Annotated in this window: 14 protein-coding genes; 10 read left to right on the top strand and 4 right to left on the bottom strand. The window is 46.1% G+C overall.

Annotation, left to right across the window (positions count from 1 at the left end; genetic code table 11):
* Positions 1 to 45: 45 nt before the first annotated feature.
* Positions 46 to 1,143, top strand: a complete 1,098-nt coding sequence (locus tag NQ546_RS10310; RefSeq protein WP_039953227.1) for a TlpA disulfide reductase family protein — start codon at positions 46 to 48, stop codon at positions 1,141 to 1,143.
* Between the two features lie 141 nt (positions 1,144 to 1,284).
* Here the strand turns inward: NQ546_RS10310 and NQ546_RS10305 are convergent, their stop codons facing one another.
* Entirely contained in the window at positions 1,285 to 2,253 is a 969-nt protein-coding gene (locus tag NQ546_RS10305; protein WP_004290070.1) for a uroporphyrinogen decarboxylase/cobalamine-independent methonine synthase family protein, read from the bottom strand.
* Between the two features lie 360 nt (positions 2,254 to 2,613).
* Between NQ546_RS10305 and NQ546_RS10300 the strand changes: the two genes are divergently transcribed.
* The 8 genes from NQ546_RS10300 (at position 2,614) to NQ546_RS10265 (ending at position 12,606) form a co-directional block, all read left to right on the top strand.
* Positions 2,614 to 4,824, top strand: a complete 2,211-nt coding sequence (locus tag NQ546_RS10300) for an anaerobic ribonucleoside triphosphate reductase (protein WP_004290069.1) — start codon at positions 2,614 to 2,616, stop codon at positions 4,822 to 4,824.
* A 22-nt stretch (positions 4,825 to 4,846) separates the two neighbouring features.
* Positions 4,847 to 5,347: an anaerobic ribonucleoside-triphosphate reductase activating protein gene (gene nrdG, locus NQ546_RS10295; RefSeq protein ID WP_004294782.1), complete on the top strand. Its 501-nt coding sequence runs from the start codon at positions 4,847 to 4,849 to the stop codon at positions 5,345 to 5,347.
* A gap of 237 nt (positions 5,348 to 5,584) precedes the next feature.
* On the top strand, positions 5,585 to 7,819 hold the full coding sequence (bioA, locus tag NQ546_RS10290; RefSeq protein WP_004290067.1) for an adenosylmethionine--8-amino-7-oxononanoate transaminase: 2,235 nt from the start codon (positions 5,585 to 5,587) through the stop codon (positions 7,817 to 7,819).
* A gap of 13 nt (positions 7,820 to 7,832) precedes the next feature.
* Complete coding sequence (locus NQ546_RS10285; protein ID WP_004290066.1) at positions 7,833 to 8,999, top strand: 8-amino-7-oxononanoate synthase; 1,167 nt, start codon at positions 7,833 to 7,835, stop codon at positions 8,997 to 8,999.
* A gap of 45 nt (positions 9,000 to 9,044) precedes the next feature.
* Complete coding sequence (locus NQ546_RS10280; protein ID WP_004290065.1) at positions 9,045 to 9,836, top strand: pimeloyl-ACP methyl esterase BioG family protein; 792 nt, start codon at positions 9,045 to 9,047, stop codon at positions 9,834 to 9,836.
* Complete coding sequence (gene bioC / locus NQ546_RS10275; protein WP_004290064.1) at positions 9,833 to 10,702, top strand: malonyl-ACP O-methyltransferase BioC; 870 nt, start codon at positions 9,833 to 9,835, stop codon at positions 10,700 to 10,702. The genes NQ546_RS10280 and bioC overlap by 4 nt, the downstream gene beginning before the upstream one ends.
* 17 nt (positions 10,703 to 10,719) lie before the next feature.
* Positions 10,720 to 11,373, top strand: a complete 654-nt coding sequence (gene bioD, locus NQ546_RS10270; protein ID WP_004290063.1) for a dethiobiotin synthase — start codon at positions 10,720 to 10,722, stop codon at positions 11,371 to 11,373.
* A gap of 60 nt (positions 11,374 to 11,433) precedes the next feature.
* Positions 11,434 to 12,606, top strand: coding sequence for a glycosyltransferase (locus tag NQ546_RS10265; protein WP_039953180.1), 1,173 nt, complete (start codon positions 11,434 to 11,436; stop codon positions 12,604 to 12,606).
* Between the two features lie 33 nt (positions 12,607 to 12,639).
* Here the strand turns inward: NQ546_RS10265 and NQ546_RS10260 are convergent, their stop codons facing one another.
* Both NQ546_RS10260 and NQ546_RS10255 read right to left on the bottom strand, forming a co-directional pair.
* Positions 12,640 to 13,884, bottom strand: a complete 1,245-nt coding sequence (locus NQ546_RS10260; protein ID WP_004290061.1) for an ABC transporter permease — start codon at positions 13,882 to 13,884, stop codon at positions 12,640 to 12,642.
* Positions 13,885 to 13,957: 73 nt separating this feature from the next.
* Positions 13,958 to 15,157 carry a pyridoxal phosphate-dependent aminotransferase gene (locus tag NQ546_RS10255; protein ID WP_004290060.1) on the bottom strand — a complete coding sequence of 400 codons (1,200 nt, stop codon included), beginning with the start codon at positions 15,155 to 15,157 and terminating at the stop codon, positions 13,958 to 13,960.
* Between the two features lie 210 nt (positions 15,158 to 15,367).
* On the opposite strand from NQ546_RS10255, the gene NQ546_RS10250 reads away from it, so the two are divergent.
* Positions 15,368 to 16,603, top strand: a complete 1,236-nt coding sequence (locus tag NQ546_RS10250; protein ID WP_004290058.1) for a fucose isomerase — start codon at positions 15,368 to 15,370, stop codon at positions 16,601 to 16,603.
* A 19-nt stretch (positions 16,604 to 16,622) separates the two neighbouring features.
* Here the strand turns inward: NQ546_RS10250 and NQ546_RS10245 are convergent, their stop codons facing one another.
* On the bottom strand, positions 16,623 to 19,226 hold the full coding sequence (locus NQ546_RS10245; protein ID WP_004290057.1) for a sensor histidine kinase: 2,604 nt from the start codon (positions 19,224 to 19,226) through the stop codon (positions 16,623 to 16,625).
* Positions 19,227 to 19,275 lie beyond the last annotated feature (49 nt).

Genomic DNA, 19,275 nt, shown 5'->3' with positions numbered 1-19,275 from the left:
TATTATCTTTGTAGCTGCAAATTACTTATTTTAATGAAAAAAGCAATGAAAAAATTAACTTACCTGCTCGCTGCTGCTGCCGTATTCACAGCTTGTAACAGCGGAAACAATGGTTACACCGTAACCGGAACAATAGAAGGGGCAACTGATGGCGATACCGTTTATCTGCAAACCGTAGAAGGCCGCCAACTCGTAAAACTCGATTCCGCAATCATCGCCAACGGGACTTTCACTTTCAAGGGTACGCAGGACACTGCCGCCAACCGTTACATCACTTATAATCCTGCCGGAACGGAAGGTATGATAATGGACTTCTTCCTTGAAAACGGGAAAATCAATATCAAACTTAATGAAAAGAGTAGTTCCGCTACCGGTACTGCCAACAATGACATTTATCAGGCCATCAGAATCCAACTCAACGAGCTGGACAGCCAAATGGAAAACATCTATGCTTCCATGGCCGATACTGCCTTGACCGACCAGCAACGCGAAAGCAAAAGCAAAGAAATGGATGCCCTGCAAGACAAAATGATGGAAGTAGCCAAAGCCAGTATCAGCCAAAACATAACCAATGCAGTAGGCGTACATCTGCTGAAAAGCAACTACTATTATTTGGATGTAAAAGAACTTGATCCGCTGGTTTCGCAAATCCCTGCAACATACAGCAATGATGCAACCGTAATCCGCATCAAGGAGAATGTAGAAAAGATGAAGGCTACTGCCGTAGGCAAGAAGTTTACGGATTTTGAGATGCAGACTCCCGAAGGCAAGACCGTAAAACTGTCCGACTACGTAGGAAAGGGTAAGACTGTGCTCGTTGACTTCTGGGCAAGCTGGTGCGGTCCCTGCCGTCGCGAAATGCCGAATCTGGTAGAAGCATACGCCAAGTATAAGAATAAGAATTTCGAAATCGTAGGCGTTTCTTTGGACCAGAGTGCCGACTCTTGGAAAGAAGCTATCAAAAAGCTGAACATCACTTGGCCACAAATGTCCGACCTGAAATACTGGAACTGCGAAGGCGCCAAGCTGTATGCCGTAAGCAGTATTCCCCACACCGTACTGATTGACGGTGACGGAATTATCCTTGCACGCGGCCTGCATGGCGAAGAGCTACAAGAAAAGCTGGCTGAAGTTCTCAAATAAGAACAAAGCCGATAAAAATATAAACAAAGCCCTGCATTGATTTTTCACAATGCAGGGCTTTGCTTTGGCAACCACGCAGGTCAACACCTCCAACCCAACCTGTGTACTCAGAGACGGTAACATGCGTGCTCAAACTCGTGTTCAGGCAAAGAATATGCGGGCTGCCATATCTTTGGCGAGTTCCACCGTTTTCCATTGTTTCACTTCATCCTCTTCCGAGGAATTAAGAAGATTGTCCGCATCAGGCAGACAGAGCGTCAAATGCTTCACAGGTATATAATTGAGGACTTCTTCCATCTTAGCCTGCAATTCATCCAGCTCCTCTTCATCGGGATAATAAGAAAGCACAAAGCCAAATACCGCTTCCCGTTCACGAACAAACCACAGCAAACGGCTGCGATCGCAAATTCCACAGTCGTAATTCAAAAAGTAAGCATCCGCCCCATGCAACCGTATCAACATGTCCGTTGCAGCATGAAAAGCCACGAACAATCCTTCCGGACGCTCACGCAATACCCGATTATTGAGACGGGCGGCTTCATCAGTCAATATGGACTTCACACCTTCAAACTGGACATAACGGCACCCCGCCTCATAAAGTTTCTCCAGCAAATTCTTATAAGCTGCAGCCAAATCGTCCAACAATAGATTCAAATCCGGATAAATCGACTTCAAACATTCTGTTTCCGTTTCACGAAGTATCCTCATCAGCAACTTACCGGGCGAAGGCATGTGCTGCTTAGGCAACACATCTTCCGCAACATTCTCCGCCAGAAAAACAAAGTCATCAAGAACAGAATGATGGAGCAAACTGATTCTACCCGTTACCTCCAGCTCACCGCCAGACAGAGAACCTACACCACCCTTGCAACGGATGCCCTCCCAACCTTCCAAAAAATCATAACTCCGAAATCCTCCGTCCGTTACAACTTGCATGCCTTGCGACTTCAAGCGTTCTGCCAGATTACGAATCTCCGCATTTTCAACGGCACGCAACACCTGCCGGCTAATCTGCCCGTCCTGATATTGTCTCCTTGCATCCCGCAACGCAAAAGGCACATATAATGCACCCGCAATATCAATCCTAAAGGGTGGAAATACTTTTCCCATATTCACTCTCTTTTACCTGATAATATTAGATTTTCAAGACTTTGCCCTATCTTAATGAATAGCAAAGAGAAGCAAATATAGCCAAAGAATTTGATAAACCAGCAAGTGAAATCCCTATTTATTATTTTTAGTTCGGAAATAGATTGACAAGTAAAACAACACATAATTGCCAATAATGTACAACCACAAAAGTTTCAAAAATTAAAAAGTTTTCCACTTTATAAGAGAACAGTATTGATTATAAACGAATTAACTATTTTTAATTCAATAAAAGTTTTCCAAAAGTACAATCTTTGAGATAACTATCATACCTTTGTTTCGCAATTAAGTCCTACTATAAAATCTAAAAATACAATCAAAATGATACAAACAGTACTCAAGCGTGACGGACGCGTCGTCGGTTTCAATGAAGAGAAAATAGCAACCGCTATCCGTAAAGCCATGCTTCACACCGATAAAGGTGAAGACATGCAGTTGATACGTCAGATCACCGACCATATCTCCTTCAAAGGAGATGCTCAAATGACAGTAGAAGCCATTCAAGATTTAGTGGAAATGGAACTGATGAAGAGCAGCCGCAAAGATGTCGCCCAAAAATACATCGCCTACCGCAACCAGCGCAGCATTGCCCGCAAAGCCAAAACACGCGATATGTTTTTGGAAATCATCAATATCAAGTCGAATGATATCACCCGCGAAAACGCCAATATGAATGCCGACACACCGGCAGGCATGATGATGAAGTTTGCCAGCGAAACCACCAAACCTTTCGTCGACGACTATCTTTTGAGCGAGGAAGTACTGAATGCTGTCAGCCAAAACTATCTGCACATCCATGACAAAGACTATTACCCCACCAAGAGCCTGACCTGTGTGCAACATCCCCTGGACCGTATCTTGACATATGGATTCTCCGCCGGTCATGGAGAATCACGCCCGGCAAAACGCATTGAAACTGCCAGTATTCTGGGGTGCATATCATTGGAAACTGCCCAAAATGAAATGCATGGCGGACAGGCCATTCCTGCATTCGACTTCTACCTTGCTCCTTATGTGCGCAACAGCTACATCGAAGAAATCAAGAACTTGGAAGAGTTGAACGGCAAAGATTACTCACATCTCTATCACAAGGAACTGGCAGACTACCTGCAACAACCTTTGGATGGCCTGACTGACGACCGTCGTATCGTTCAGCATGCTGTAAACAAGACCGTAGCCCGCGTGCATCAATCAATGGAAGCCTTCATACACAACATGAACACGATACACTCACGCGGAGGAAACCAAGTAGTGTTCAGCTCTATCAACTACGGAACAGATACCTCTGCCGAAGGTCGCTGCATCATTCGCGAATTGCTGAAAAGTACATATCAGGGAGTAGGAAACGGCGAGACAGCTATATTCCCCATTCAGATATGGAAAAAGAAACGCGGCGTGAGTTACTTGCCTGAAGACCGTAATTACGATCTCTACCAACTGGCCTGCAAAGTAACCGCACGTCGCTTCTTCCCAAACTTCTTGAATCTGGACGCCACTTTCAACCAAAGTGAAGACTGGAAAGCCGACGACCCAAGACGCTACGAACACGAGGTAGCTACTATGGGATGCCGTACACGTGTATTCGAAAACCGCTTCGGTCCAAAGACTTCTATCGGACGGGGAAACATCTCTTTCTCCACAATCAATATTGTCCGTATCGCCATAGAGTGCATGAACATAGCAGACAAGGAGCAACGCATCGCATGTTTCTTTGCCAAGCTGGATGCCATGCTCGACATCACTGCACAGCAGCTTCACGAACGTATGGAGTTCCAAAAAACCGCATTTGCCAAACAGTTTCCTCTGCTGATGTCCGCTTTGTGGATGGGTTGCGACAAGCTCAAACCCAATGATGATATTTCCTCCGTAATCAATCAAGGCACGTTGGGCATCGGCTTCATCGGCCTGGCAGAATGTCTGGTGGCGCTTTTGGGCAAGCATCATGGAGAATCGGAAGAAGCACAGGAGCTGGGAATAAAAATTGTGACCTATATGCGCGACCGCGCTAACCAATTCTCTAATCAATATCAACATAATTATAGTATACTGGCTACTCCTGCCGAAGGTCTGTCGGGCAAGTTCACCCGCGTAGACCGCAAGAAATTCGGTAGCCTGCCAGGCATTACAGATCGTGATTACTACACCAATTCCAACCACGTTCCGGTATACTATAAATGCAGTGCCCGCCATAAAGCTGAAATCGAGGCCCCCTATCATGACCTGACCCGCGGCGGACACATCTTCTACGTGGAGATTGACGGTGATGCCACTCATAATCCCGAAGTCATTATGCGCGTAGTGGATATGATGGACCAATACAACATTGGATACGGTTCCGTAAATCACAACCGCAACCGCTGCCTGGAATGTGGATATGAAAACTCAACCGCCAACCTTGAAGTTTGTCCCAAATGCGGTAGTACCCATATCGACAAGCTGCAACGTATCACCGGTTATCTGGTAGGCACCACCGACCGTTGGAACCAAGCCAAGCTTGCCGAACTCAACGACAGAGTAGTACATGGAAATTAAAAATTAATTCTTCATTCAAAAAGTGCTTTCTATTCTTGATATATTAGAAGATACTACGGTGGACGGTCCCGGTTTCCGCACCGCCATTTATGCAGCCGGATGTCCCAACGGATGTCCGGGCTGCCACAATCCGGAGTCATGGGACATCAATCGCGGACGCTGGATGAGTACCGATGAAATACTGCAAAAAGTTCTTGCCGACAACTTTGCAGACGTAACTTTCAGTGGAGGTGACCCTATGTACCAGCCGGAAGGCTTCACCGAACTGGCACGCGCCATCAAAAGGCAAAGCCGGAAAAACATCTGGTGCTATACCGGATATACCTTCGAGGCTTTATTGCGCAATCCACGTCAAGCAAAGCTGTTGGAGTATATCGACGTACTGGTAGACGGAAAATTCCAAAAAGACCTTCGTGACGAAGAACTCTATTTCCGAGGCAGCAGCAACCAACGGCTGATTGACGTGCAAGCGTCACTAAAAGCAAACGAAACCGTAAGTTACTACTACAATCCGGGTATTTAATGAATATTTTTTCTACATTTGTAGCCGCTAAAAAAAATATAACAAGATAGTATAATCGTGAAGCGAAAACAAATCCATAGACAAACGATACGCTTCCGCCGTTGGAGCCGGAAGTCATACGCTGCATTTGCCAGTATAGGCAGATGCGTCACAATCGGTTGTCTGCGCAAGAACGTAGCCGACAGCTCGCTACGGAAGCAGGACGCGGTTCAGACTATCCCCTATTTTATTCATACCATGACTATTAACGAACTGAAAGCCCAAGTATTGGCAGGCATAGATATATCGCCCGACCAAGCCGCCTGGCTGGCGAATACCGCCGATCGTGAAGCGCTTTATGCCGCTGCGCACGAGATTACCGTACAATGCGCACCGCGCGAGTTTGACATGTGTTCTATCATCAATGCCAAATCGGGACGCTGCCCCGAAAACTGCAAATGGTGCGCACAATCTTCCCACTATCATACCAAAGCTGAAATCTACGACCTGCTCCCCGCAGAAGAGTGCCTCAAACAGGCGCAATACAATGAACGGCAAGACATCAACCGTTTTTCCCTCGTCACCAGCGGCCGAAAACCTTCATCCCGGCAAATGGAACAACTTTGCGACACAGTACGCCACATGCGCCAACATTCATCCATACAGCTGTGCGCTTCTTTAGGACTCTTGAACGAAAAAGAGCTGCACGATCTGTACGACGCCGGTATCACACGCTATCATTGTAACTTGGAGACAGCCCCTTCTTTCTTCCCCACCTTGTGCGGCACGCACACACAAGAAGATAAATTACATACATTGCAGGCTGCCCGCAATGTCGGTATGGACATTTGCAGCGGCGGTATCATCGGTATGGGTGAAACCATGGAACAGCGTATTGAGTTTGCCTTTACCCTAAAAAAACTGGAAGTACAATCTATTCCCATCAACCTGCTCAGTCCCATTCCGGGCACTCCGCTGGAAGGCCAACAACCCTTGACGGATGAAGAGGTACTTGTTACGATCGCCCTTTTCCGTTTCATCAATCCCACCGCCTATCTGCGTTTTGCAGGCGGACGTTCGCAACTGAGCAAAGAAACAGTCAAGCAATCCCTTTACATAGGCATCAATTCGGCAATTGTCGGTGACCTGCTGACAACACTCGGCTCTAAAGTTTCCGAAGACAAGAAGCTGATAGAAGAAGCCGGATATGAGTTCTGTGATTCACAATTCGACCGCGAGCATCTGTGGCATCCATATACATCGACTACCAACCCGCTTCCTGTATACAAAGTGAAGCAAGCGGACGGCGCCACCATTACACTGGAAAGCGGCCAGACGCTGATAGAAGGCATGTCCTCCTGGTGGTGTGCTGTGCATGGTTATAATCATCCAGTGCTGAATCGGGCTGCAACGGAGCAGCTTGGCAAGATGTCACACGTCATGTTCGGAGGGCTGACACACGACCCTGCTATCGAACTGGGAAAATTACTGTTGCCGTTAGTACCGCCTTCCATGCAGAAGATATTCTATGCCGATTCCGGTTCAGTAGCGGTGGAGGTGGCGTTGAAAATGGCTGTACAGTACTGGAGCGCAAGAAATCAGGCGAAGAAGAATAACTTCGTTACCATACGAAGCGGATATCATGGAGATACGTGGAATGCCATGTCTGTATGCGACCCTGTAACGGGGATGCATTCCCTGTTCGGTTCGGCACTGCCTGTACGGTACTTCGCTCCCCAGCCCCACTCACGTTTCGACGGCGAGTGGGATCCGGCGGACATTCTTCCTCTGAAAGAAATCATAGAACAGCATGCCGATGAATTAGCAGCCTTGATACTGGAACCCATAGTGCAAGGTGCAGGAGGAATGTGGTTCTACCATCCGCAATACTTACGCGAAGCAGCAAAATTATGCCGGGAGCATCATCTATTGCTTATCTTTGATGAAATAGCAACCGGCTTCGGACGTACCGGAAAACTTTTCGCCTGGGAACATGCCGGAATAGAGCCAGACATCATATGCATCGGCAAGGCCCTGACCGGAGGCTATATGACACTTTCCGCCGTACTGGCTACTAACGAGGTGGCAGATACAATCTCCAATCACGCTCCGAATGCGTTTATGCATGGTCCTACTTTCATGGGAAATCCTCTGGCATGTGCCGTAGCATGTGCATCGGTGCGTCTGCTCACATCACCCGAATATAACTGGCAAGAGAAAGTTGCCCATATCGAAGCACAGTTGAAACGGGAACTGGAACCCGCACGACAATTACCGCAAGTGGCCGATGTACGGATACTCGGAGCTATCGGTGTCATAGAAACCCAAAAGCCTGTGGACATGGCATGGATGCAACGCCGCTTCGTTGAAGAGGGAATTTGGGTACGTCCATTCGGCAGACTGGTCTACCTGATGCCCCCTTTTATTATAAAACCGGAACAACTCAGTAAATTAACAAAAGGACTGATTAAAGTGATAGACCAGTCATATTAAACAATTTTCAATTATGAGTCTGTTGAAACAAATGCAGCAAGAGCTGCTACAACTGGAAGAGCATAGTAATCTGCGCCACTTACCCAAAATGACACATGACGGACGGGAAGTTATCGTAAACAATAAACGCATGCTGAACCTATCTTCCAACGACTATCTGGGACTGGCATCAGACAGGGCATTGCGTGAAGAGTTTCTCCGCACACTTACCCCGGATACGTTCCTGCCTTCTTCTTCCTCTTCCCGACTGCTGACAGGTAATTTTACAGTCTACGAAGAACTGGAAGCCGAGCTATCACACCTTTTCGGTACGGAAGCTGCTTTGGTCTTCAACAGCGGTTATCATGCCAACACAGGTATTCTACCCGCTGTCAGCGATGCACACACCCTGATACTTGCCGACAAACTTGTTCACGCCAGCTTGATTGACGGTATCCGCCTTTCGGCAGCCAAATGCATCCGATACCGCCACAATGACCTGACGCAACTGGAAAGACTGTTGGAGGAACATCATACTACCTATCACCGGGTCATCATCGTCACCGAAAGTATCTTCAGTATGGATGGTGACCAAGCTGATTTACAGAAACTAACAGAACTAAAGCGCAAGTATGACAATGTCCTGCTCTACGTAGATGAAGCACACGCCTTCGGTGTACGCGGCAGGCAAGGACTCGGTTGTGCCGAAGAATTCCATTGCATTCACGACATTGACTTCCTTGTCGGTACATTCGGTAAAGCGGCTGCATCTGTCGGCGCCTATATTGTATGCAAAAAGGTAATACGGGAATATCTCGTAAACCGTATGCGCACCCTCATCTTCACCACCGGGCTGCCACCGGTAAACATTGCATGGACCTTGTTTATCGTACGCCGTTTGGCTGACATGCAGGAACGGCGCAAACATTTGGCGCATATCAGCCGGACGCTTCGCGAAGCTTTACAGGTACGAGGGTATACATGCCCCAGCGTCAGCCATATTGTCCCAATGATAATCGGCCCGAGCGCAGACACAGTCCTACAGGCGGAAGCACTGCAACGGCATGGATTTTACGCCCTGCCAGTCCGTCCGCCGACAGTACCGGAGGGCATGTCGCGCATCCGCTTTTCGCTGACAGCGGAAATCAGAAAGGAAGAAATAGAAGAGCTGAGTAATAACATCAGCGCCTATACCGACTAATAATAATTCGATTTTAAATATTCACTTACTAACCAGAAAAGAATCATGAAACAAGTTTATATCGTACACGAAAATCATCCCAAACTACTATTACTGTTTGCCGGTTGGGCAGCGGATGAAACCCCTTTCAAGCAATACCGTCCCAAAGGGATGGACTATATGGTTTGCTACGACTACCGAACACTCGATTTTGATAAGTCCATTTTCGACCGCTACCAGCGTGTGAATGTGGTAACTTGGTCCATGGGAGTGTGGGTAGGTTCTCTCATACTCAGCAATATCCCCCAAAATAAGATCCTCAGCATAGCTTTCAATGGGAGCATATCCCCCATTGACAATTTGGAAGGTATTCCCCTGAAAACCTATCAAGCCACTCTTGACGGGCTCACTCCCGCCTCGCTCCAGAAGTTCCTGCGCCGCATGTGCAAAGACAGTGACGCTTACAAAGCATTCATGGAAATAACTCCCCGCCGGAACTTCGATGAAATAAAAGAAGAACTGAGACTCATTAAGGAACAATACTTCGAGATGCATGGAAGCATAGAGAAAAAGGACATATATAACGAAAAAGATGAAGATAAGTTTCAGGAATACTACGACAAATACAACTACGAGTACGACTATGTTTTTATTGGCAACAACGACCGGATATTTCCTCCCGAAAATTTGAGAATCAACAATGAAAGCCCGGTGCATAGCAATGTAATCCTGACAGACAACGCACATTATGACGAACCTATGTTCCGTTTTCTGCTGCAAGATATGTGGGAAATGACTGTTGATGACTTTATATGCCATCTCAAAACCATAAACATTGATGAAACGATAGAGGAATGACTTTCAATCCCATCCAATCCATTGATAAAACGCTTGTTGCCAAACGCTTTGCCCACGCCCGTAACACATATGGGCGAGAAGCACGCGTACAACAGCAGGTAGCGGAGAAGATGCTTCGCCTGCTGATGGAGCACACCGGAAAGCACTCCGCCGCACCAAACAGTACCGGCAACACACTAAGCTGTCCTGAGAGCATCTCCCCTTTCCGCAAGGTTGCGGAATTCGGATGCGGAACAGGCTGCTATTCGCGTTTACTGCTGCACACCCTGCAACCGGAAAGCCTATTGCTCAATGACCTATGTCCCGAAATGGAAGAATGTATAAAGGACATCTGCGATCGGGACAACAAAGGACGAGTCAAATTCATGCCTTGTGATGCGGAAACCCTTGAGTTTCCACAGGAAACGGACTTGATAACTTCCTGCTCCACCCTACAATGGTTTGCCGACACGAAGCGGTTCTTCACCCGTTGCCACCGCTTCCTGTCGGACGGTGGTATCCTTGCCTTCAGCACTTTTGGCAAACAGAATATGCAGGAAATACACACCCTGACAGGAAACGGGCTGGAGTACCTGCCCCTCGATAGCCTGAAAAAGCTGCTTTCACCTCTTTTCGAAATTATTTATGCTGAAGAAGAGATTGTCATTCTGCCTTTTGGCACTCCGCTCGAAGTGTTGCAACATCTCAAACAGACCGGAGTTACAGGCACTGAAAAGAGAGTATGGACTCGCGGACGACTGCAGAACTTCTGCAACGAATATATCCGGATGTATAGCAATACGGATCACAGTGTCTCGCTGACGTATCATCCGATTTATATTATTGCCAGGAAGAGAATAAAACAAGAAGAAGAAACATATATTTAATCAAAGTATAAGAAAGTATGGAATCGAACATATATTTTATCAGTGGCATTGACACCGATGCCGGAAAGAGCTATTGCACAGCTTGGTACGCCAAACAACTCTCCTTAAACGGACAGCGTATTATCACCCAAAAGTTTATCCAGACCGGAAATACAGGTCACTCCGAAGACATTGATCTGCACCGGCGCATCATGGGAACAGGTTATCTGCCTGAAGATAAAGAAGGGCTCACCATGCCCGAAATATTCTCTTACCCCTGTTCTCCCCACCTTGCCGCACATATTGACAACCGCCCTATCGACTTTAACAAAATAGAACGTTCCACCCAAGAACTGGCCCGTCGTTACGATACCGTATTTATAGAGGGAGCCGGTGGTCTAATGGTTCCTTTGACAGAAGAATATCTCACCATTGACTACATTGCAGAAAAAAAATACCCCCTCATCTTCGTAACATCCGGCAAACTGGGTAGCATCAACCATACCTTGTTAAGTCTCGAAGCCATTAAACATCGAGGAATTCCGCTCGATACCGTATTGTATAATCTCTACCCTACGGTGGAAGATAAAACCATACAAAATGATACAATGCAATACATACAGAAGTATCTTTCCAAGCATTTCCCCGAAACAAAATTTAAGGCAGTACCGGAAATAAATAATCTGCATTAATCCATGCAATCTATGGTGAATTTTGTAACTTTGCACGTTATAAAATTCACCATAAATTACATGGAAGCATTAACATTCGATACAACAGAAAAGATATTACTCGCAGCGACGGGAGTTCTTTTTGTTATCCAAATCCTTTATTACTTTTGTCTGTACAACCGTATCCATTTACATAATCGTGCTGTAAAGCGAAGTAATGTACACTTTTCCCAGGAATTACCTCCCGTATCGGTCATCATCTGCGCCCGGGAAGAGTCCGAGAACTTGCGTCGCAACCTCACCGCGGTTTTAGAACAAGACTATCCACAGTTTGAAGTTATCGTCATCAATGACGGTGACACTGACGAAAGCGAAGACTACCTCACACTGTTGGAAGAGAAATATCCACACCTCTATCACAGCTTTGTTCCAGATTCCTCCCGCTATATCAGCCGGAAAAAACTTGCCGTAACACTCGGCATCAAAGCAAGCAAATACGACTGGCTCGTCTTTACCGAAGCCAACTGCCAACCGCAAAGCAACCAATGGCTACGCCTACTGGCACGCAATTTCACCTCACGCACACAAGTTGTCCTGGGATACAGCGGCTACGAACGCGGCAGAGGTTGGCTGCATAAGCGCATAGCGTTCGACAACCTTTTCACTTCCATGCGTTATCTCGGTTTCGCACTCGCCGGAAGCCCCTATATGGGTATCGGACGAAATCTTGCTTACCGCAAGGAACTGTTTTACCGGGAGAAAGGCTTCTCCGCACATCTCAACCTTCAACGAGGTGACGACGACCTCTTTGTCAACCATATAGCCACTGCAGAAAATACGCGTGTAGAAACTGACGCAGATGCCATTGTACGCATGCAGCCTGTATCCGGTGCCAAAGACTGGCGGGAAGAAAAAATAGGTTATGCATCTACTGCCCGGCTCTATCATGGCGCACAACGCTGGCTGGCCGGGTTGGAAACGACTACCCGCCTGACATTCTACACTGTGTGGATAGCTCTGCTCGTGATAAGCGTACTGAATTTTCACTGGTTGGCAGCAGGCATCACATTTCTCATCTGGATACTCCGCTTCATCCTACAAGCAGTCATCATCAATAAGACTGCAAAAGAATTGAACGATCAACGCAGATACTATTGGACGCTGCCTGTCTTTGATATACTTCAGCCTATGCAATCTCTCCATTGGAAACTCTATTGCATGTTCAGAAAGAAAAGCGGATTCCTGAGAAAGTAGCACCTCATCTCACAAGATGAAACCGATGTCGGCTTACTCATAACGCATGGAATTGGCCGGATGAATTCGTGTAATAAGATACGACGGCCCCAACAACATTATGACTGATGCCAATAGAGTGCCGACATTCAGCAACAAGAAGATCCAGATATTGAGAGATACGGGAACGGTGTCCATATAATAAGTCTCCGGATCAAGACGAAACACTCCAAAGCCTTTCTGGACGAAATAAAAAGCCAAGCCTATTACATTTCCCCACAACATACCTTTTCCTATAAGGAACACTGCCAACCAAAGGAACAATTTACGGATAGTGAAATTATTGGCACCCAAAGATTTTAGAACACCAATCATGGATGTACGCTCAATAATGATAATCAGCAGCCCGGAGACCATTGTGAAACCGGCAACTCCGATCATCAGAATAAGAATAACCCATATATTAACATCCAAAATGCTGAGCCATGCAAAGACTTGCGGATTGAGTTGTTCCACATTCAACACGCAATAATCCGCGCCATAAGGGTCGGGAGATTGTCCTATCTCATCAGCAATCTGATAGGTGGCTTCTTCCAGCTTGTCGTAATCATACAACTCCAGTTCCAGTCCACTCACCTGATCAGGCTGCCATTTGTTCAGGCGGTTCACCATACACAAGTCGGTAAGCAGGAACAAATTATCGTATTCGGAAAAGTTGGTCTGATAAATGCCCACCACCGTCAGACGACGTGCACGCACATCATCTTGTATATAATAGGTATCTATCTTATCACCGAGCTTCAACTTCATTTTGTCGGCGATCACCTTCGAGATAACAACCCTATTAGTAGAAGCAGAATCACTGAACTGCGGAAATTCCCCCTCCACCAAATGACGGCGAAAAAAAGAAGTGGCATATTCAGGACCTATGCCCTTCAGCACCATCCCTTGAAAGGCATCAGCTGTCTTTATCATACCCGGTTTGGTGGAATAACGCTGTACATGCTTCACTTCAGGATTATCCGTAAGGACAGCAATCATGCTGTCCGTCACAGCTATAGGGCGAGTTTCAAAGGAGCGTGCCGCATCCGAATTGCTAATCTGAATATGGGAACCGAAACCTATTATTTTATCACGTACCTCACTCTTGAACCCGATTATCACCGATACTGCAATAATCATTACAGCCAGCCCGATAGCAATACCAAGAGTTGCTATCAGCACAGCAGGGCGGGAAACTTTCTTCTCCGCATCACTGTTACGATAAATACGAAGAGCAAGGAAACGAGATAAATCCATAAAACAAACCCTTATTTTTCAGGATACAGACTATGAGGACATTATGTATTCGTGAAATCTGTATCCCACTGTTTCATTCCGTACGTCCCGGATAAGCTTCGAGTGCTTTGGAGAGCACAAATAACGCGCGTGTCAAATCTTCTTTCTTCAATACATAAGCTATGCGGACTTCGTTACGGCCGGACCCCGGAGTTGTATAGAAGCCGGAAGCCGGAGCCATGAAAACAGTCTGCCCTTCGTACTCGAAATCGGAGAGACACCATGCACAAAACTTGTCCGAATCGTCTACCGGCAATTTGGCTACGGTATAAAACGCACCCATAGGAATGGGCGAGTATACGCCGGGAATACGGTTCAAACCGTCAATCAGACATTTACGGCGTTCCACATACTCGTCGTAAGTATCACGCAAATAGTCCTCCCCGGCATCCAAAGATGCTTCGGCGGCAATCTGCCCTATCAATGGAGGGCTTAAACGCGCCTGACAGAATTTCATAACGGCATCGCGTATTTCTTTGTTCTTCGTTATCAGTGCACCGACACGAATGCCACACTCCGAATAACGTTTGGAAACAGAATCAATCAGGACAACATTATTCTCGATACCTTCCAAGTGGCAGGCAGAAATATAAGGAGATCCCGTATAGATAAACTCACGATATACCTCGTCGGAGAAAAGGAAAAGGTCGTACTTCTTCACAAGGTCACGTATCTGATTCATCTCGCGGCGAGTGTAAAGATAGCCGGTAGGATTATTGGGATTACAAATAAGGATGGCACGTGTACGGTCGTTAATAAGTTCCTCGAACTTTTCTACCTTAGGCAGTGAAAAACCCTCTTCTATGGTTGTTGCAATCGTACGTATCTTAGCTCCGGCAGAAATGGCAAACGCCATATAATTGGCATAAGCCGGCTCCGGCACAATTATCTCATCACCCGGATTCAGGCATGCCATGAAAGAAAACAAGACTGCTTCCGAACCGCCGGAAGTGATGATGATATCATCGGCGGTAAGCTTGATGTTGTATTTATCGTAATATCCCACCAACTTCTCACGATAACTGCGATAGCCTGCGCTGGGACTGTATTCCAAGACTTTACGGTCAATATTGCGAATAGCGTCAATCGCGACTTGCGGCGTAGGCAAATCAGGTTGTCCAATATTGAGATGGAATACATGGATGCCCCTTTGTTTGGCTGCATCTGCCAAAGGAGCCAGCTTTCTGATAGGAGATGCGGGCATCTCCATTCCGCGAATAGAAATTGTTGGCATGAGTTCTTTTATATCATTTTATCATTTAAGTCGCAAATGTAGTGATTTATTTGATACTAAAGGGAAGCTAAGACATAAAAACTTTAAAAACCTTATCTATATTAAAAACACTATGCTATTTAAAAAGATTCTTGTACCTTTGAAATATAAACAAATAGACAACTACAACCGTTTTATCATAAACCAATATTAAAAATAGTAAGTAACACCATGGTCATCAACCTAATAACTTTTGCATCACTGTTACATAAACAAGCATCTGTTCGCAGTTCCCATGAAATAATATTGACTGAATTAGAAAAATATTTCACTGTCAATTTCGTAGACTATCAAGATATTAGCAAACTGACGTCCAATGATTTCAGCATTCTGTTCATCGCTACCGGCGGAGTAGAACGACTGGTCATCCAGCATTTCGAATCACTTCCCCGCCCAGCCATTATACTGGCAGACGGGATGCAGAATTCACTGGCTGCCGCTCTCGAAGTGTCTTCTTGGCTACGGGGACGAGGGATGAAAAGCGAGATCCTTCATGGCGAACTGCCCGAAATCATCAAACGCATTTTTGTATTACACAGCAACTTCATGGCGCAACGCAGCCTTTTTGGAATGCGCATCGGCGTGATAGGCACTCCGTCAAGCTGGCTCATTGCCAGCAATGTAGACTATCTGCTTGCCAAACGCCGTTGGGGAGTGGAATATACAGACGTTTCCCTTGACCGGATTTACGAATATTACAACCAGATCACCGACGATGAAGTGGGTGAAGCCTGTGCCCATCTTGCCGGAAAAGCGCTTGCCTGCCGGGAAGCGTCACCCGAAGATATGATAAAGGCCATGCGGCTGTATCGTGCTATCCGGAGAATAGTAGACGAAGACCGTTTGAGCGCCCTCACTTTGAGCTGTTTCCGCCTGATAGAACAGACGGGCACTACCGGTTGCCTGGCACTTTCCCTCTTGAATGACGAAGGCATCATTGCCGGATGCGAAGGCGATTTACAGTCAGTATTCACCATGCTTGCAGCCAAAGTACTTACCGGGAAACCGGCTTTCATGGCCAACCCTTCCATAATTAACGCACGCACCAATGAACTTATATTGGCACATTGCACAATCGGCATTGCACAGACTGAGCAGTTCATCATCCGCAACCATTTTGAGACAGAAAGCGGTATTGGCATACAAGGGATACTTCCCACCGGAGATGTGACAATTGTGAAATGCGGCGGAGAATGTCTGGATGAATATTACCTTAGTACAGGCACGCTAACCGAAAACACCAACTACATCAATATGTGCCGCACACAGGTGCGCATAAAGATGAATACTCCGACGGAATATTTCCTCAGAAACCCATTGGGCAATCATCACATCATGTTGCATGGCAACTATGAACAGGTGATTGATGAATTCTTGCAATCCAACGGATGCAAGAGAATTGAATGAGTTTCCGGTCTGTTTGCACCTATATTGCTTTATCACTTATTCTGACTTCAAAGTGGGTTCCTTTACCCAGCTTTGAAGTTACTGTTATAGTGCCATTCAGACGTTCTACAATAGTCTGGCAAATGCTCAATCCCAAACCGGCGCCTTGAGTAAAGTTGTCCGCCTTATAAAAACGTTCGAAGATATGCCCCAGATTCTCATCGGAAATACCGGATCCGGTATCTTCCACAAAAATGACAGTATGCCCGGAATCCTCTACCCGATACCCCAAAAGAATATACCCCTTTGTAGTAAACTTCTTGGCGTTATTAATCAGATTATTCACAACCTGCTTCAAACGTACGGAATCCGTAATCATGGATTTTCCTGTACCTTCCGGAAAGTCGGTGCGCAATTCCACCCCTTGCGGCATGCTCAACCTTTGGGAGTCGTAGACCTGCTGCATGATAAATGTAAGATTATAAGAGGAGAAGCGGAAGTCCATTGTCCCCGACTCTATACGTGAAAGATCCAGAATATCGTTCATCAATGCCAGCAACAATGTACAGTTGATATTGATCGTTTCCACAAACTGCTGCACTTCCTCCGACGAGAAACCTTCCAAGTCTTTCAGCAGATCAGAGAAGCCCACTATCGCATTCAACGGCGTGCGTATCTCATGGCTCATATTGGCAAGAAACGCCGATTTCAGCTTGTCAGCCTGCAAAGCCTTATCGCGGGCCGCAATAAGTTCGTCCTCGGTGTTTTTATACCTTTGAATGCTTTGACATACGCCTAACACCATGTAAGGGATGTCTGCCGTCAGTCCTTCGTATGCGGTACTGCGGAATTCCCACCATTCATACCCGCCGGCTGTATTCTGCAAACGAAAACTCATACGGGAATTAGGTTCACGTCCCAATATAATGCTATCAAAATGCTTGCGTATACGAAGCAGATCTTCGGGGTGAATAACCCTGTCCAGCTCCTCCCTCGAAATATACCCCGTATGGTCGCTGTAATTAAAACGCTTCAACAACCCTACGGGGAAATGGAAACATTTCAGACGGGTATTATACTGCCATGGATAAATGGAACTCTCCTCGATAGCCATACCGAAAAAACGCCTCTGCATCTCATCCTCTGATATATTACGGCAAACGATTGCCATACCCGTCAGTTTGTCTTTTGCAAAAATGGGCACTACCTCGCCCGAAACCGGGAAATAAGTGCCTTTCACATTCTCCTGCATGAAAGCTTTTTCGGGTATAACGACAGGTTTCTTATCCCGGACAACCTGTTCCAGAAGAGTCGGCAAGATATTCTCACCATTCATATAGATATGAAAAATGGAACCGGCAACCTGCCCTTCATACGAACGCGCCATGTATGTATCAGAAGACAGTCCCAGCATTTCCGCCAAAGCGCGATTGACGAAATGTATGTGCATTTCCGTATCATACGTTATCAACCCGTCGCGGATAGAACAGAACATTTTATCGAATTCATCCCGTTGTTCAACCAAGCGTTGCTGTATCATCAAACGGGTCTGCGCCTGTATGCGCTTACGTAATTCGTGCCGGTTGCTCCGGTAAAGCCAGACTACAAGAACCACCAACGCACCCACTGTCACCGAGTAGAAAAGAATGAACCAAACCTTATAACGGTCCATTAAGGGAATATTCAAAATGCTTCCCTGTTCTTCGACGCTCTCCACGTCTACATGAAAAAAGCCCAGCTGCTTATAATCGAACAACAGCTTGCCATCCAGATTCTTCACTCCGTATGAAACAGAAAAATCTCCTTTCAAGATACTTGCCGCCTGCCTGCCCGCGGCATAAGTATCTGTCGCCGGTTCCACATCATATACGCACAGGACCCCGTTCGTCATTGCCAGATTTTGATTGGCAAATGTAGGGGCTTTCAACTTTAAAGAAAGAAAAGGAATCCATTTAGGGGCAATGACAATATACTTATAGGCGTTATAATCATAACAAATGGATGTAATAATGGAGTTAATAGATTTTGCCTGTACATTCAGTTTCCTCAAACTGTATTCAGGGTGCTTCTCCTTGAAAGGTATCCAGGCTTCTTCCACTGCCCTTACCCCTTTGAGGCTCAAAAAGCTGCTATCGGACAGACAGACAATCTCCTTACGTCCGGGAAATATGCGTATAGCTTCCTCCAGCAGTATAGTGAAATCCGTTTTTGAGGTGAAACCGGAGACATTCGGCATTTTTTCAAACACTTTTTCATCAGGATATTTGATGCCCGAAACAACTACCGGCACCTGATATGGCAAAGAATCACCGCAATGGGTCAAGGTAAAGAAAGCCTCATCGCTGGAAGTCACAATAAGGTCTGTTTTGCGCAACCTGGCCCGTTCGCATATACGGCGCATAATGACACACTCTGAAGCGAAAGTCCAAAAGTCCGCATTCAAATATTCAGTAACGATATCGGCCTTTACCCCCTCCTGCTCCAAGCCTTCCTGCAAACCGGCAATAAGTTCATTATGCCAAGGTGTGTTATTGGTATATGACTGAATGAAAAGTATTTTATAGGTCTTCTCCTCAGCCGAAAGCGTCCCCAGTGTCAAGCATAAGAAAGCTAATGAGCATATTAAGAAAAGGTGTTTCCTCATTTTCCCCGTTTTTGATTTGTTTGCATGAACTTTATAGTCATACAAATAT

The organism is Bacteroides eggerthii (genome assembly GCF_025146565.1).
In the GTDB taxonomy this organism is placed as follows: domain Bacteria; phylum Bacteroidota; class Bacteroidia; order Bacteroidales; family Bacteroidaceae; genus Bacteroides; species Bacteroides eggerthii.
Note: the sequence above shows the minus strand (reverse complement) of the source record. Positions and strands in the feature narration are given on the sequence as shown.

Coding starts and splice junctions, on each gene's coding strand:
- bioC (WP_004290064.1), top strand. CDS start 9,833: ATGACTTTCAATCCCATCCAATCCATTGATAAAACGCTTGTTGCCAAA.
- NQ546_RS10265 (WP_039953180.1), top strand. CDS start 11,434: ATGGAAGCATTAACATTCGATACAACAGAAAAGATATTACTCGCAGCG.
- NQ546_RS10260 (WP_004290061.1), bottom strand. CDS start 13,884: ATGGATTTATCTCGTTTCCTTGCTCTTCGTATTTATCGTAACAGTGAT.
- bioA (WP_004290067.1), top strand. CDS start 5,585: ATGACTATTAACGAACTGAAAGCCCAAGTATTGGCAGGCATAGATATA.
- NQ546_RS10250 (WP_004290058.1), top strand. CDS start 15,368: ATGGTCATCAACCTAATAACTTTTGCATCACTGTTACATAAACAAGCA.
- NQ546_RS10305 (WP_004290070.1), bottom strand. CDS start 2,253: ATGGGAAAAGTATTTCCACCCTTTAGGATTGATATTGCGGGTGCATTA.
- NQ546_RS10285 (WP_004290066.1), top strand. CDS start 7,833: ATGAGTCTGTTGAAACAAATGCAGCAAGAGCTGCTACAACTGGAAGAG.
- NQ546_RS10280 (WP_004290065.1), top strand. CDS start 9,045: ATGAAACAAGTTTATATCGTACACGAAAATCATCCCAAACTACTATTA.
- NQ546_RS10245 (WP_004290057.1), bottom strand. CDS start 19,226: ATGAGGAAACACCTTTTCTTAATATGCTCATTAGCTTTCTTATGCTTG.
- NQ546_RS10300 (WP_004290069.1), top strand. CDS start 2,614: ATGATACAAACAGTACTCAAGCGTGACGGACGCGTCGTCGGTTTCAAT.
- NQ546_RS10255 (WP_004290060.1), bottom strand. CDS start 15,157: ATGCCAACAATTTCTATTCGCGGAATGGAGATGCCCGCATCTCCTATC.
- bioD (WP_004290063.1), top strand. CDS start 10,720: ATGGAATCGAACATATATTTTATCAGTGGCATTGACACCGATGCCGGA.
- NQ546_RS10310 (WP_039953227.1), top strand. CDS start 46: ATGAAAAAATTAACTTACCTGCTCGCTGCTGCTGCCGTATTCACAGCT.